This window comes from Nocardioides sp. (assembly GCF_035576065.1).
Classification (GTDB): domain Bacteria; phylum Actinomycetota; class Actinomycetes; order Propionibacteriales; family Nocardioidaceae; genus Nocardioides.
This window is the reverse complement of record NZ_DATLWX010000047.1, coordinates 57,903-72,379: the sequence shown is the minus strand read 5'-3', so window position 1 is coordinate 72,379 and position 14,477 is coordinate 57,903. Positions and strand designations below refer to the sequence as shown.

General features: G+C 68.0%; 15 protein-coding genes. 8 read left to right on the top strand and 7 right to left on the bottom strand.

What is annotated here, in order from left to right:
* The coding region (locus tag VNJ48_RS21995) for a WhiB family transcriptional regulator (protein WP_325605931.1) at positions 1–220 on the top strand (220 nt) is incomplete at its 5' end.
* Positions 221–267: 47 nt separating this feature from the next.
* Here the strand turns inward: VNJ48_RS21995 and VNJ48_RS21990 are convergent.
* Together VNJ48_RS21990 and VNJ48_RS21985 are read right to left on the bottom strand one after the other, a co-directional pair.
* Positions 268–1,413 carry an ArsA family ATPase gene (locus VNJ48_RS21990; protein ID WP_325605934.1) on the bottom strand — a complete coding sequence of 382 codons (1,146 nt, stop codon included), beginning with the start codon at positions 1,411–1,413 and terminating at the stop codon, positions 268–270.
* Positions 1,414–1,469: 56 nt separating this feature from the next.
* A complete protein-coding gene (locus VNJ48_RS21985) occupies positions 1,470–2,498 on the bottom strand; it encodes an ArsA-related P-loop ATPase (RefSeq protein ID WP_325605933.1) in 1,029 nt (342 codons plus the stop codon).
* A 107-nt stretch (positions 2,499–2,605) separates the two neighbouring features.
* Between VNJ48_RS21985 and VNJ48_RS21980 the strand changes: the two genes are divergently transcribed.
* Both VNJ48_RS21980 and VNJ48_RS21975 read left to right on the top strand, forming a co-directional pair.
* Positions 2,606–3,373, top strand: coding sequence for a CoA transferase subunit A (locus tag VNJ48_RS21980; RefSeq protein ID WP_325605930.1), 768 nt, complete (start codon positions 2,606–2,608; stop codon positions 3,371–3,373).
* 79 nt (positions 3,374–3,452) lie between these two features.
* On the top strand, positions 3,453–4,121 hold the full coding sequence (locus tag VNJ48_RS21975) for a 3-oxoacid CoA-transferase subunit B (protein ID WP_325605929.1): 669 nt from the start codon (positions 3,453–3,455) through the stop codon (positions 4,119–4,121).
* A 353-nt stretch (positions 4,122–4,474) separates the two neighbouring features.
* Here the strand turns inward: VNJ48_RS21975 and VNJ48_RS21970 are convergent, their stop codons facing one another.
* Positions 4,475–4,777 carry a DUF7668 domain-containing protein gene (locus VNJ48_RS21970; protein WP_325605928.1) on the bottom strand — a complete coding sequence of 101 codons (303 nt, stop codon included), beginning with the start codon at positions 4,775–4,777 and terminating at the stop codon, positions 4,475–4,477.
* Between the two features lie 138 nt (positions 4,778–4,915).
* On the opposite strand from VNJ48_RS21970, the gene VNJ48_RS21965 reads away from it, so the two are divergent.
* The gene (locus tag VNJ48_RS21965) at positions 4,916–5,821 is read left to right on the top strand and encodes a hypothetical protein (RefSeq protein ID WP_325605927.1); all 906 of its coding nucleotides are present in this window, start codon (positions 4,916–4,918) and stop codon (positions 5,819–5,821) included.
* A 142-nt stretch (positions 5,822–5,963) separates the two neighbouring features.
* Here the strand turns inward: VNJ48_RS21965 and VNJ48_RS21960 are convergent, their stop codons facing one another.
* Both VNJ48_RS21960 and VNJ48_RS21955 read right to left on the bottom strand, forming a co-directional pair.
* Positions 5,964–7,319, bottom strand: a complete 1,356-nt coding sequence (locus tag VNJ48_RS21960; protein WP_325605926.1) for an MFS transporter — start codon at positions 7,317–7,319, stop codon at positions 5,964–5,966.
* 136 nt (positions 7,320–7,455) lie between these two features.
* A complete protein-coding gene (locus VNJ48_RS21955; RefSeq protein WP_325605925.1) occupies positions 7,456–7,734 on the bottom strand; it encodes a hypothetical protein in 279 nt (92 codons plus the stop codon).
* A 362-nt stretch (positions 7,735–8,096) separates the two neighbouring features.
* Between VNJ48_RS21955 and VNJ48_RS21950 the strand changes: the two genes are divergently transcribed.
* The 3 genes from VNJ48_RS21950 (at position 8,097) to VNJ48_RS21940 (ending at position 11,457) form a co-directional block, all read left to right on the top strand.
* Positions 8,097–8,507: a VOC family protein gene (locus tag VNJ48_RS21950; RefSeq protein ID WP_325605924.1), complete on the top strand. Its 411-nt coding sequence runs from the start codon at positions 8,097–8,099 to the stop codon at positions 8,505–8,507.
* Between the two features lie 370 nt (positions 8,508–8,877).
* Positions 8,878–10,062 (top strand): AGE family epimerase/isomerase, encoded by a 1,185-nt coding sequence (locus tag VNJ48_RS21945; protein WP_325605923.1) that lies wholly within the window; start codon positions 8,878–8,880, stop codon positions 10,060–10,062.
* A 192-nt stretch (positions 10,063–10,254) separates the two neighbouring features.
* On the top strand, positions 10,255–11,457 hold the full coding sequence (locus tag VNJ48_RS21940; protein WP_325605922.1) for a NosD domain-containing protein: 1,203 nt from the start codon (positions 10,255–10,257) through the stop codon (positions 11,455–11,457).
* 61 nt (positions 11,458–11,518) lie between these two features.
* Here the strand turns inward: VNJ48_RS21940 and VNJ48_RS21935 are convergent, their stop codons facing one another.
* Entirely contained in the window at positions 11,519–12,880 is a 1,362-nt protein-coding gene (locus VNJ48_RS21935; RefSeq protein ID WP_325605921.1) for an MFS transporter, read from the bottom strand.
* A gap of 85 nt (positions 12,881–12,965) precedes the next feature.
* Here VNJ48_RS21935 and VNJ48_RS21930 point away from each other — a divergent pair, with 85 nt between their 5' ends.
* Complete coding sequence (locus VNJ48_RS21930) at positions 12,966–14,003, top strand: LLM class flavin-dependent oxidoreductase (protein WP_325605920.1); 1,038 nt, start codon at positions 12,966–12,968, stop codon at positions 14,001–14,003.
* A 10-nt stretch (positions 14,004–14,013) separates the two neighbouring features.
* On the opposite strand, the gene VNJ48_RS21925 is transcribed toward VNJ48_RS21930, so the two are convergent.
* Positions 14,014–14,409, bottom strand: a complete 396-nt coding sequence (locus VNJ48_RS21925) for a low affinity iron permease family protein (RefSeq protein WP_325605919.1) — start codon at positions 14,407–14,409, stop codon at positions 14,014–14,016.
* Positions 14,410–14,477: the final 68 nt, after the last annotated feature.

Genomic DNA, 14,477 nt, shown 5'->3' with positions numbered 1-14,477 from the left:
GCGTGGAGCCGAGCAGAACAAGGCCAAGCAGGTCTGTGCCTCCTGCCCCGTGCGCACCGAATGCCTTGCTGAGGCCCTCGACAACCAGATCGAGTGGGGTGTCTGGGGCGGCATGACCGAGCGTGAGCGCCGTGCCCTCATCCGTCGTCGTCCGGCAGCCTCGTGGCGCTCCGTCCTGGAGTCCGCCCGCACCGAGCACGAGGGCATCGTCACCGTCTGATTCTTGGGCCCCGATCCTTGACTCGCCGCCGGCTGATCTCTCGTGGGTCAGCCGCCGGCGAGCAGGTCGCCGACCCGCCGGAGCCCGGCGAGGTCGTGCACATCGGTGGACAGCGCAGGGATGACCGCGCTCGCGACGTCGGGGTGTGCTGTCGCCCACCGCTCACGCAGGTGCTTCTCGCGCATCACGATGCGCACCCGATCGGCGTGCAGCCGCAGCAGTCCCGCCGTCGTGGAGTCCGGCGCGGCGGCGTTGAGTCGGTCGGCCGCTGCCGTCGCCTCGTCCGCCGACAGGTCGACCGCGAGGCCCGAGCTGGCCCGGTTGATGATCAGCCCCGCGAGCGGCATCTCGTCCTCGGTGAGCCGCTCGACGAAGTAGGCCGCCTCCCGCAGCGCGTCCGGCTCGGGCGCAGCGATGACGACGAAGGCCGTGCCGTCGGCCTGGAGCAACGAGAAGGTCTTCTGCGCCCGCTGGCGGAAACCGCCGAAGAGCGTGTCGAAGGCAGCCACGAAGGTCTGCATGTCGCGCAGGACCTGGGCTCCCAGGATCTTCGTCAACGCGTTGGTGACCAGCCCGAGACCGGCCGTCATCAGCCGGGCCGGGCCACGAGCAGGCGCCAGTAGCAGCCGGATGAAGCGACCGTCGAGGAAGCTGCTGAGCCGCTCCGGGGCGTCGAGGAAGTCCAGCGCCGAGCGGCTCGGCGGGGTGTCGACGACGATGAGGTCGTAGGTGCCGTCGCGCTGGGCCTCGGTGTGGATCTGGCCGAGCTTCTCCATCGCCATGTATTCCTGGGTGCCCGAGAACGAGCTGGACAGGGCGATGTAGAAGGGGTTCTCCAAGATGGCCTGGGCCTTCTCCGCAGTGGCCTGGCTCAGCACCACCTCGTCGAAGGTGCGCTTCATGTCGAGCATCATCGCGTCGAGGGAGCCACCGGCCTTCGCGCCGACTCCGGTCACCGGACGCGGGGTGTTGTCGAGGGTCTCGATCCCCAGCGACTGGGCCAACCGTCGCGCGGGGTCGATGGTCAGGACCACGACCTTGCGCCCGCGCTCCGCCGCGCGCAGGGCCAGCGCCGCAGACGTCGTGGTCTTGCCGACGCCCCCAGACCCGCAGCACACGATGATCCCGGTCGAGGGGGAGTCGAGGAGAGCGTCGATGTCCAGGCGCGGGGCTCGCTCGGTCGTCGCAGCCAGGGGTCCGACGCGGGGGCGGGCCCGACGGGGCGCGCTCGAGGAGCCCAATGATGTGGTCACGCGAGCCCCTGGTCCTTGAGTCGAGCGGCCAGCTCGTAGAGCCCGCCGAGGTCGACTCCGTCGGCCAGCCGCGGGAGCTCGTACGTCGGCCTGCCCAGCCCTCGCACGATGGCCCGCTGAGCGTCCTCGAGAGCCCGCCGGTCCGCGTGGTCGCGTGCTTCGACGAGCAACGCGCCCACCAGCTCGTGGGTGACGTCGATCTTGGCGGCCTTCAGGTCGGCGGTGACCCGCACGGGGTCCAGGCTGCCCTCACGGGCCGCCCGCAGGTCTTCCTTGCCGAGGTCTCGAGGACGGACGAGGTTGACGATGACACCGCCCATCGGCAGCCCGGCGTCACGGAGCTGGGCGATCCCGTCGGCCGTCTCCTGCACCGGCATCTCCTCGAGCACCGTCACCAGGTGGACGACGGTCCTGGGTGAGCGGAAGAGGGTCATGACCTTGTCTGCCTGGGACTTGATCGGGCCCACCTTCGCCAGCCCGGCGAGCTCGCCGTTGACGTTGAGGAACTGGGCGATCCGGCCGGTGGGCGGAGCATCGAGCACGACGGCGTCGTACGCGCGTGCCTGCTTGTTGCGGGCGTTGCGTAGCACCGCCTCATAGAGCTTGCCGGTGAGGAGGACGTCTCGGACGCCGGGCGCGATGGTGGTGGCGAAGTCAATGACACCGAAGCGGTCGAGCGCCTTCCCGGCGCGTCCGAGCTTGTAGTACATCGCGAGGTAGTCGAGCAGGGCGGACTCCGCGTCGATGTGAAGGGCGTGCACTGCGCCCGGCGCGACGCTGCCGACGGGCAGGCCGCGGGCGATGCGCCGCTCCTCGTAGGGCAGCGGGTCCACGTCGAACATGCGGGCGATGCCTTGGCGACCCTCCACCTCGCACAGGAGGACGTCCTTGCCGGTGGAGGCCAGGGCGAGCGCGAGCGCTGCGGCGACCGTGGACTTGCCGGTGCCGCCCTTGCCGGACACGACGTGAAGCTGCGCACGGGGCCATTCCGGGCCGGGGCCGCCGGGCGTGGGCTCGAGGGACACGCTCACGAGCCTAGTGTGTGGCCGAGCGCCATGGTGGGCCCCGGGTCGGGCTGACTAGGGTGGCCCACGCCGGGTCGCAGGACCCGGTGCGGCGAAGGAGGAAGTGCGTGGACAAGGTCGTGGAGAGTGCCGCTGAGGCGGTCGCGGACATCCCGGACGGGGCGACGCTCTCGGTGGGTGGCTTCGGTTTGTGCGGCATCCCGTCGGTGTTGATCGAGGCGGTGCTGGCGGCCGGGACGAGTGATCTCGAGGCGGTCTCCAACAACTGCGGCGTCGACGACTGGGGGTTGGGCAGGCTGCTGATGGAGAAGCGGCTGCGGCGGATGATCTCCTCCTACGTGGGGGAGAACAAGGAGTTCGCGCGGCAGTACCTCTCCGGCGAGCTCGAGGTCGAGCTCACGCCCCAGGGGACGCTGGCCGAGCGGATGCGGGCAGGAGGCTCGGGGATCCCGGCATTCTTCACCGCCACCGGGGTCGGTACGCAGGTCGCCGAGGGCGGTCTTCCGTGGAAGTACGACTCCGAGGGCAACGTCGTCGTCGCCTCGCCGCCGAAGCAGACCCAGGTGTTCGAGACGGCCGAGGGGATGCGCGAATACGTCCTCGAGCACGCCATCGTGGCCGACTTCGGACTCGTGCGCGCCTGGAAGGGCGACCGGCACGGCAACCTCATCTACCGCGACTCGGCGCGCAACTTCAACCCCCTCGCCGCCATGTGCGGCCGGGTCACGATCGCGGAGGTCGAGGAGCTGGTCGAGCCGGGCGAGCTGGAGCCCAACGACATCCACACCCCTGGTGTCTACGTGCAGCGCGTGGTCGCGCTGACGTCCGAGCAGGCAGCGGACAAGAGGATCGAGAAGCGGACGGTGAGTTCCTGATGAGCGAGCGCAGCGAGCGAACAATCCAACGCAGTGCGAAATGTGCCTCATGGGCGCACGGAGCGAAGCGAGTACGTCCATGAGCTGGACACGTGAGGCGATGGCGGCCCGCGCCGCCTCGGAGCTGGTGGACGGCTCCTACGTCAACCTCGGGATCGGCCTGCCGACGCTCGTGCCCAACTACGTCGACGACGACGTCGAGCTGGTGCTGCAGTCCGAGAACGGCATCCTGGGCGTCGGTGCCTACCCCACTGAGGACGCGGTCGACCCTGACCTGATCAACGCCGGCAAGGAGACCGTGACCGTACGCCGCGGAGCGTCGTTCTTCGACTCCGCGACCTCCTTCGGCATGATCCGCGGCGGCAAGATCGACGCCGCGATCCTCGGCGCGATGCAGGTCTCCGCGGTCGGCGACATCGCCAACTGGATGATCCCGGGGAAGATGGTCAAGGGCATGGGCGGCGCGATGGACCTGGTCCACGGTGCCAAGCGGGTGATCGTGCTGATGGAGCACACCGCCAAGGACGGCGGTCTCAAGATCGTCAACGAGTGCTCGTTGCCATACACCGGCAAGCGGGTGGTGCAGCGGATCATCACCGACCTCTGCGTGATCGACGTGATCGACCCGGCGACCGGCGAGGTGGCCGCCTCCGGCACGCTGGGTGAGCGGGCACTCAAGCTGGTCGAGCTCGCCCCCGGCGTCTCCGAGGACGAGGTCAGGTCGAAGACCGAACCCGAGCTGGTCTGACGCGGCGCCTTCGCACACGTGATCCCCGGTGATCAGGCGGAGCGCCAAGGTGATGACCCTCGACGGAGCTGTCATGGCGATGACCGTTGCGACTGAGGTGTTCCGCTCCTGCAGGGTACGGCGACCAGATCCCCCACCCGATCGCTATGACCGCGCTCGCGCCCACCGACAGGATCGGCTGTCCGGCCTGGGACCTTTGGCGGAGCGAGCCACACGGCCGACCACACTGGGGATCTCCATCACCGGCAGACGCTCCCGCCTGACGTGCATCGGCAGCGTCACACCGCCGCCTGTCGGGTACTCGGACGCCGATGTCGCCGCATCGGCGCGTCCCTGACGCTGGGTGGAGACATCTACAGGACGCGGACGTCCTCGATCGTGGCCGTCCCGCCGGGATCGATCTCGAACTCGGCGCTCAAGTCACTGGGAGACTCGCCCGTGGTCCACAGTGGCAGGACGCCGAATGCGCTGCCGTCCGCGCGCTCCTCTATGTCTGTCGCCGAATGCGTCCAGATCTCGTCAGGTTGGCGAATCAGGGACACTTCCGGGCCTCCGTACTCGCGAACCCACGCGAGTAGGTCCGGCCGCTCTCCAGCCACGAGGGCCTCTAGCTCGATCCTTAGGGCGTCGCGGAAGCCGGTCGGAACAGTAGCCACGTGCTCGAGGCTACTCAGTGCTCCAGTTGGTGCGCGGCAGCCCATCTGCCGCGACGTGCGTCTTATCGCCGCCTTGGATGAGGGCCTTCGTGTCAGATCTACGGTGCGCTTCTCCTCCACCGCACCTAGCCTGAACGCATGGCGGACGAGGTGGCGACGGAGCACTGGGAAGCTGTCCGCGACCAGTTGCTTCCGCCGCAGTGGGCGCTGGCGGCAGCGGAGGACTTGTCATCGCTTCCTGCCGACGAGTTCGCTGCTTGGCAGACGGAGGCCGGTATCCCCGAACTGCAGCTTCTGCTGCTTTTCGAGTGGGACCCTGACGACGAGCGCCGTGCATTCCCGGAAAGCATCGAGGCCTACTACGGCACTGCGCACTCGGTGATCCTCGGCCGGTGGATGGGTGATTCCGACGCGGCCACCGTTCGTCGTCTCCGGTCCCACGGCATTCGTGACCGTGTGAGGCCACCCCAGCTCTGTGGCGATGACGCGCTGACCATCGTGCTTGCGCGGCTGAAGACGTGGCTGCCGCTGTCACTGGCCCGCTGGTGGCGGCGCCGAGTGGGCGAGCAACTGCGCGAGCTGAGCTTCCACTGCCATCTGATCAAGTACGACCCGAACCGGTCTGTGGCTGGGTACTACGACGACGGAACCTGGAGCGATTTCGGAGACATTGGTTCAACCTTCGACGGCGTCGTGCTGACCCGCGAAGTCTACGAGTCCGTCGAGCAGGCACACCTCGATGCCATTGAAGTGATGGCTCGCGAGAGTGGCGCGCAGACCTTCGTCACGGACTGTGACCACGACCAGACGCGCGTCCTGGATCTGGGTACAACCCTGGAGCGCATCCGCGGAGCGCTGCGCGGTGCGAACGACGACTGGCTGTGGTGCACGCCTGATCACTCGATGTACATCGTCAGCGGCTATGACTACCACCTCTACGTCGGAAGTCACCGCACCTGCAATGACGGTGTCGACCTGGCGGTCGAGAAGGGGCTACATCCCAGGCTCGACGAAGGACCCTGTCCCAACTTGTACATCGAATAGGTCGGGCAGTGGGTGGCGCTGCGAAAGGGAGTGCGCGTCCTCAAGGAACCCTTATCCGTCGCGCTACGGATGGCAGGCGGATGTGCCGCGTTGCGGTAGCGCCCGCCCGGAGTTGCCGCGATCCCTTCCTGCAGTCGAGTGTCTAGTAGCCGCCTTTCGGACACTGACTACACATCCGGGACCCACGGGAACCGAACAGCGGCATCGCCTTGCATGAAGCATTGGGTGCCGCCAGCGGGGGTAGCTCAGACGGCCTCTGCGGGGCGATGCTCTTGCTCTTCAGGACGCACAATGCGGTTGCCAGTAGGGCAAGGATGATCATCGCGACGCCAGTACCGGCTAGGACCGATCTGGGGCCTGCGGCGACTGTGAGCGGGCCACCCAGCGCCGCTCCTATCGGTGATGCGGTGAGGAGCAGTGCACTGCGTAAGGCAAGGACCGTGGTGAGCCAGGACGCCGGCGTGACGGCCTGAAAGCGGGTGAAGGCTAGGGCGCTGTAAGGGCCATACACAAGTCCGCCGAAAGCGAATCCGAGCAGGGAGACAACGGCGGGAGCTGGGAGGGCGAAGGGGAGCATGGCCAGACCGTGACCGGCGACAATGCAAATCATGACCGGCCACATCGGAAGTCTGCGTACAGCCCCGATGGCGAGGGCGCCGGCGACTGCACCGATGCCGAACACCGCCCAATACAGCCCGAGAAGACTGGCGCCTCCTCGAAGGTCCTCACCAACAAAGAGCGTCAGAGCCACGCGGACGGGTCCGTAGAAGAAGTTGAAGAACCAGGTGAGCGCGAGAAGGCCGAGCAGTTCGGGTCGGGCAGCCAGGATGCGCCAGCCGTCTCGCAAGGGGCCAGAATCCAACGACGAGGCGGATGCCTTCGACTCCGGGACACGGCCCGTCTGAATGGCCAGGAACACGAACGACAAGGCATCAAGCCCGACGATCCACGCCGGGCTGATCACCACGGTGAGCCCTCCAGCCAGTACGGGTCCACCAATCGTGGACGCCCATCCCGACGTACTGAGCAGGGCATTGCCGGCCAGATGCTCATCAGCAGGTAGCAGCTCGGAGACGAGGGCGTACTTCGCCCCACCGCCCCACCCGTGCAGCAACGAGGATCCAGCAAGCAGTGCCAGGTACAGCGCAGGCTCCAACACGCCGACAGTCCAAGCGAGGGGCACACACCCGAGGAACACTGCACGCACCCAGGCGTTCGCCCGCAACAGCCGGCGGGCAGGAAGGCGCCGCAACCAGCGGCTGAACAGCAGCGCACCGACCGCTCCCGGTAGGACATAGGCGGCGACCGCGGCACCTATGAACGGGCCAGCCGCCTCTTGCGGCACGATCTGCAATGCCAGCCACACGATCGCGACCATGCTCATGCCATCGCCCATGTCCGATGCTGCGATCGCTGGCAGTACGGCGGAGAATGAGCGGTTTGCGAAGATCAATTGGTAGCCCCGCGGCAGCAAGCGCGGCAGTCGGGTTGACAGCATGGGCCGAGGAAAACGGTTCACGTGCACTTGAAGTCAAAACGAGGGCGAACGTTGTTGCGGTACCCGATCATCGGGGAGCTTGCGCGCCGATCGGGTGTCCGACTCTCTGCCCAGCGCGATTTTCGAGAACTTGGGGCTAGACCAAGCCTGCGAGATGTCGATGCACCGGCCACTGGACTTCAGCCATCCGCTCCACCAGCTCGCGCACCTGCGCGGAGGACAGCATCAGGTTGGTCAGCTCGTGGCGGCCGCGCTTGGCGATGAAGACCCGGCTGGGATCGTTGATCCAGACTTCCTCGGGTCGTCGAGGAACGGCTGGAGCGGACCGATGCCGGAGGCCCGCGCGGTCAAGTCGCCGACTATCGGCATTGCGAGTGAAATCGCCGGAGCTCTCGTGGGCTGGCACCGAGCGCACGCGTGGACGTCCCGCTTCGCGGATTGGTCGCCTTGGGCAACGACGCGAGCGCCAGGGTGCTGGAAGGGGTCGGCTTCGACGACGAGGTCGGACGCGAGGACTATGACGACACGGTCTGCCGCGCATTCGTGTATCCGCTCATGACTAGGAGACTCCCGGTAGACAGCAACGCTCAGGGACCGGCCGGTCCGCATTCGGGCCCGGCAAAGCCTTGCCCGTTGGGCATGCTGCGGACTCCGACCGTGTAGCGACACCTTCGGCCCTACTCACTGGCCGACACGCCGCGTCGCCAAATCCGCTGCGAGCATGCAGGTGCGCCTCCGGGCGCGCTGTACTTTCGCCGGCGGCCTAATCTCTGCCTCATGCCACTCGAACTCGTGTCTGTAATCGTCGATGATTACGACGTCGCCATCAGTTTCTTCACTCGCACGCTCGGGTTCGTCCTGACCGAGGACTCACCGTCTACAACGACTGATGGCCGTCCGAAGCGGTGGGTCGTAGTGCACCCTCGCGACGGCGGTGCCGGGCTCCTGCTCGCGCGCGCGGATGGCGACCAACAGACCGCAGCGATCGGACAGCAGTTCGCTGGTCGCGTCGGCTTGTTCCTTCGAGTTGAGGACTTCGACGAAACGCTTTCTCGGATCATGGACTCGGCGTGCGAAGTGGTGCGGCCAGCAAGAGACGAGCCCTATGGGCGCGTGTGCGTGTTCCGGGACCCCTGGGGCAACCTTTGGGATCTTCTCGGTGCCTCCTCGAAGCGTGGCGAGGGCTGACCGGTCCCATCCCGGCCCGCTCGCCGGTCATGTCCACGCCCAGCTCACGCATCTAGACCCCCTGCGCGCCCAACCCGAGTCCACTCGCCTACCGGGCACAAGGACAAGTGGCTGAGGGATCTGTTGAGGAAGGGTCCCCCTGGTGGAAGCAGCGGAACCGTGCCCTTTCTCGCATACGTTGTGCAGGGCTGGGTCTGAGCAGGGCGGTCCGGACAAGTGCCGCCGACGCATACTTTCGCTCGGGTGGAATGGGTTGATTCCGACCGTGCTCGGCGACGGGTGCTCAGCGTCGCCCGGCACACTGATGGTTGTGAGTCACTCGAGCGGAACGCCATTGCCCCTTCGTCGCGGGCCGCATCATCACGCCTGGTTGAAGAGCGAAGCGGAGCGGCTGTCGGCGCTCACCGGCGTCGCGAGAGTCGATGCCGGGTTCGGCTGGCTGGACGCGAATTGCCAGCTGGAGCCCGGTCCGGTCGCGACCTGGATCACCGCCCGGATGACTCACGTGGCTGCTCTAGCAGTGCTCTCCGGCCTGACGGGCGGTGATGGCGAGGTGGACCAGCTCGAGGTTGCGGCTCACGGTGTTGCGGCTCTGTCCGGACCGCTCTCGGACACCAACTGCGGTGGCTGGTTCGCGACGGTGGGTGCTGAGGGGCCGGTAGATGATGCAAAGCGCGCCTACGACCACGCTTTCGTCCTGCTGGCGGCATCGAGCGCCATGGCCGCGGACGTCTCCGGCTCTCAGGATCTGATGGAGCGCGTGCTCTCCGTGCTCGACGAGAAGTTCTGGCAACCTCGCGAGCAGATGTTCGTCGACAGCTGGGACCGCGCCTTCGACGTACTCGACGACTATCGAGGGATCAATGCGAACATGCACATGGTCGAGGCGCTCCTCGCGGCTGGGGAGGTGACGGGAGACCGAACCTTGATCCAGCGGGCCGACCTCGTCGCAGCTCGCGTGGTGAACTGGGCGGAGTCCAACAACTGGCGGATTCCCGAGCACTTCGACGCCCATTGGAACGTCTTGCTCGACTACAACCGGGAGGCTGCTGCCGACCCGTTCCGGCCGTACGGGGCAACAATGGGGCACGGGCTCGAATGGGCCAGGCTCCTGCTGCACCTTGACGCAGCTCCGGGGCAGGCGTCGGACCGGCTCTCAGCTGCGGTGCTGCTCTACGACCGTGCCGTGGCCGACGGCTGGGCTGTCGATGGCGCCGATGGGTTCATCTACACCGCCGACTGGGACGGTCGACCGGTCACGCGCGACCGGATGCACTGGGTCTGTTGCGAAGCCATCGCGGCTGCAGCGACGCTTGCTGAGCGCACTGGCGAGAGCCGCTTCGAAGAGGACTACGAACGTTGGTGGGAGTTCGCGAAGCGATACCTCCTTGATCTCCAAGGGGGTTCGTGGCACCACGCCCTGGACGCGAGAAACGTCCCTGACTACACGGTGTGGACCGGCAAGCCCGACCTCTACCACGCTGTCCAGGCGTGTGTGCTCCCGATGAACCCACTCGCAGCCTCTGTCGTCGCTGGAATCCGGTCGGAGCGGTAGCGCACACCGCGGACCAGCTCGCGCTGCATCCTCGTGACCGCTCCGGTCAGGAACTTGCGGCTCCAACGTGACGCGGGCGTTGAGTGCCCGGCGGGGTTGCGCGTCGACCCTCAGGAGCGCACGCTCGAGATGGCACGTCGCCGACCGCAACACCCCACACTCGGGTGGCGGGAAGTCTCGGGAGGACACAAGATGAGCTTCAAGAAGAGAAGTGCCGGCCTGGTGGCCGGAGGAACCTTGGTGACCATGGCCCTGGTGCCGTTCGCAGCACCCACCCAGGCAGCCGACAGCGCGCAGACCGGGGCGCAGGCAGCAGTGCGGGACAACGCCACGGCACAGACGTGGCGGGTCGGGCCCGGCCGACCACTCGCTACGCCCAGCGCCGCCGCGGCGGTCGCCAGGGACGGCGACACGGTGCTGATCGATCCTGGCACCTACGTCGGCGACGTGGCCACCTGGACCCAGGACGACCTCACCCTGCGAGGCGACGGCGGGCTCGCGCACCTGCAAGCGGGCGGGAAGAGCGCACAGGGCAAGGCCATCTGGGTGATCGCCGGCGACCGCACGGTCGTCGACAGCATCGAGTTCAGCGGCGCCGCCGTGACCGACAAGAACGGCGCCGGCATCCGTCAGGAGGGTGTCGGGCTCACCGTCACACGCAGCTGGTTCCACGACAACCAGAACGGCATCCTCACCGGCGCCAGTCCCACGAGCGACATCGTGATCCGGGACTCGCGCTTCTTCAGCAATGGCGCGGGGGACGGCTACAGCCACAACCTCTACATCGGCGCGGTGCGGTCCCTGACCGTCAGCGGCAGCTACATCTGGGGGGCCAAGGTCGGGCACGAGCTCAAGTCCCGGGCAGCCCAGAACACGATCATCGGCAACCGGATCACCGACGCAGACGCCGCGACCAGCTACTCCATCGACCTGCCCAACGGCGGCCGGTCGTTGATCGCGGGCAACGTCATCATCCAGGGACCCAACTCACCGAACTCGACCCTCGTCTCGTACGCCGCCGAGGGATTCCCCGCCACGGGCTCGCGAGAGCTTTGGGTCGTCAACAACACCTTCGTGAACCGTCGGACGGCCGGCACCTTCGTGCGTCTCGCCACCGGCAGCCAGGCCAACCTGCACAACAACCTGATGGTCGGACCAGGGTCGCTGACCAACCTCACGGGTGTCCCGGCCTCAGCCAACATCAGGGTGGGCCTGCAGGAGTTCGTCAACCCCGCGACCGACGACTTCCGCCTGCTGTCCACGTCATCCGCGATCAACCGAGGTGTCCAGGTGCCCGAGCAGTGGCGCGCCACCTCGGAGTACGAGCACCCGACGAGACTGGTGCCCCGCCCCGTCGTGGGACCAGTCGACATCGGCGCCTACGAGTGGCGGTGAGACTCGCCGTACCTTGAGAGAGGTGACGGTGCCACGGAGCGGTCTGACTGTGCCGGTTTCGTCACGTACGGACAGGCGCCGTCCGGCGCGAGGTGACCACGCCGAGCACCCCGAGGCCGACGGCGAAGACGAAGACCGACAGGAACGGATTGGCTCCCTCGCGCTCGGCCACGGCGAACACGACCCCCGAGATCGACAGCGCCAGAGCTGCGCCCAGCGAGTCGGCGATCGACAACGCGGCCGAGTTGGAGCCCCGGTCGCCGTCGGTGGAGGCGTCGAGCATGGCCACGCTGGTGCGGGGGTAGCCCAGACCCATCCCGGCACCGGCGAGGACGTAGGTGGCGCCGGCGAGCACCGCAGGTCCGTCGAGCCAGACCGTCAGGGCCAGGGCCAGCACTCCCAGGAGCAGCAGCACCGACCCGACCTCCATCGCCCGCACGTGGGAGATCCGGTCGCCGAGTCGGGCCTGCACCTGGCTGGCCGCCGCCCACGTCACCCCGACGAGGGTCAGCGCGATGCCGGCTCGCCCCGGTGTCAGTCCCCACTGCGACTGCAGCACGTAGACGATGTAGGCCTCGGCACAGAAGAAGCCTGCGCTCATCAGCCCGCGGGTGGCGATCACCGACGGCAGGCCGCGCGCTCCGGTGAGCGTGCCGGCGGGAAGCAGCCGCCGGAGGGCGAGCACGACGAGGACGAGCGCACCGATGGCACCGAGTCCGAGGACGCCGCGTGCGGAGCCGAGGAGCTCGAGGGCGAGTACGGCGACCGCGCCCACCGTGGCCCAGATGAGCGGACCCGCACCGGACGCCTCGACGTCGACGTCCGTGCGACGTCCGCGCAACGAGGGTGCGATCAGGACGGCGGCGGCTGCCACGAAGATCACAGCACCGCCGAAGACCCAGCGCCACCCGACGGTGTCGGAGATGAAGGCGGCCAGCGCGGGGCCGAAGAGGGCCGGCAGGACCCAGGCAGCGGCGAAGCTGGCGAAGATCGCGGGCTGCAGGCGCGGCGGGAAGACGAGCCCGACCAGGACGTAGAGACCGACGATGAGGGCTCCGCCACCGAGTCCCTGGACCAGGCGTCCCCCGACCAGGATCTCCATGGTGGGTGCCGCTGCACAGATCAGCAGGCCGAGCGAGAAGAGCACCATCGACCAGAGGAGCGGCGCCACTGGGCCGCGGCGGTCGCTCCACATCCCGGCCGCGACCATGCCGATGACCCCGCTGGCGAGGGGCGCCGCGAAGCTCAGCGCGAAGAGGTCCTCGCCGTCCAGGTCGCGAGCGACGGTCGGCATCACGGTGGTCACGGCCATCGCCTCGAACGCGACGAAGCCGATCAGCGCGAACATGCCGACCGTCACGGCGGCATACGTCGGGCTGAGCAGGCGCTCGCGGGTCCCGGTCCTGGGCTCGGTCTCGGTCATCACTGTCACGATGGCAGACGCTAAAAGCTCAGGTGGACGTGAGGTCAAACAGGAATAGTGGGCAGATCTCGTCGTTGGGCTGGGCGTGACCCCTGCGCTCTCCGTCCTCGACCTGGTGCCGGTGCGCACCGACCAGACGTCCGCCGATGCGGTGGCTGCGTCCCGATCGCTGGCGAAGGTGGCCGACGAGCTCGGCTACCGCCGCTATTGGGTCGCCGAGCACCACAACATGCCGGCTGTGGCGGCGACCAACCCGCCTGTGTTGATCGCCCTGCTCGCCGCAGCGACGTCGCGCATCCGGGTGGGGTCGGGGGGCGTGATGCTGCCCAACCATGAGCCGCTCGTCGTGGCCGAGCAGTTCGCGCTGCTGGAGGCCGCCTTCCCGGGACGCATCGACCTCGGGATCGGGCGCGCGCCCGGCACCGACATGCTGACCCGCTACGTGCTGCGCGGTGGGGCCACATCAGCCGCCGATGACGCAGTCACGAAGTTCCCCCAGTACGTCGAGGACGTGGCCACGCTCATGCACCCGGACGGCGTCGAGATGACCGTCGGTGGGCGCCGCCAGCCCCTGCGCGCCACCCCACTGGCCGGCAGCGTGCCGACGATCTGGCTGCTCGGCTCCTCCGACTACTCGGCCCGCCTCGCCGCGGACCGCGGGCTGCCCTATGTCTTCGCCCACCACTTCGCCGGTCATGGCACGTCCGAGGCGCTCGAGCTCTACCGATCGACGTACAAGCCCTCAGCCGACCATCCGGAGCCGCGCACCTTCCTCACCGTGAACGCTGCCGTGGCCCCGACCGTGGAGGCGGCACGCCGCCTGGCCCTGCCGCAGGCGCAGGCGATGGTCGCGCTGAGGACTGGCGGTCCGCTGTCCTTCCAACGACTGGTCGAGGACGCCGAGGCGACGCCGGTGGCAGCGGCACACCAGGGCATGGTCGCGGCAATGCTGACGCGCTGGATCGTGGACGAGCCGATCTCCGCACGGGCGCGCATCGAGGCGCTGGCGAGTGACTTCGGGGTCGACGAGGTGATGGTGCACCCGGTCGCCGGCGCGCACGCCGGGACCGACCGGGACGCCGTACCGGCCCGCGAGGAGACGCTGAGGCTGCTCGCGGCCTAGAGAGCCCGGCTCAGTGGCGCTCCTCGAGCCCGACCGCCTCGCGCAGCTTCTCCACTGAGGCACGCATCTCCTCTGAGTCGCCGGCCTGGTGCGCCATCAGGTCGGACAATGCCTCCGCGAGCACGTTCAGCTTCTCCTGAGCGGATTCCTGGCTGCGGCGCCCGGCGTTCTCGAGCAGGACGAGCAGCAGCAGCGACAAGATCGCGGAGCCGGTGTGGAGCGCCAGCTCCCACTTCGTCGTGCTCGACCACAGCGGCTTGCTCAGGGCCCACAGGGCAATGGCGATGAGGATGACCCCGAAGAACGGGGCTCGGCTGACGCGGACGTTGATCGCGTCGACGAACTTCTCAAAGGGATTGCGGCCGGTGTCCGAGCGGCGGTCCTCGACGGTGTCGTTGCGTTCCATCCCCGGAGGTTAGCGGGGTGCGGTTCTGGGGTCTGGCGTCAGCCTGGGGTGGACGCCCGCCCGGGTCG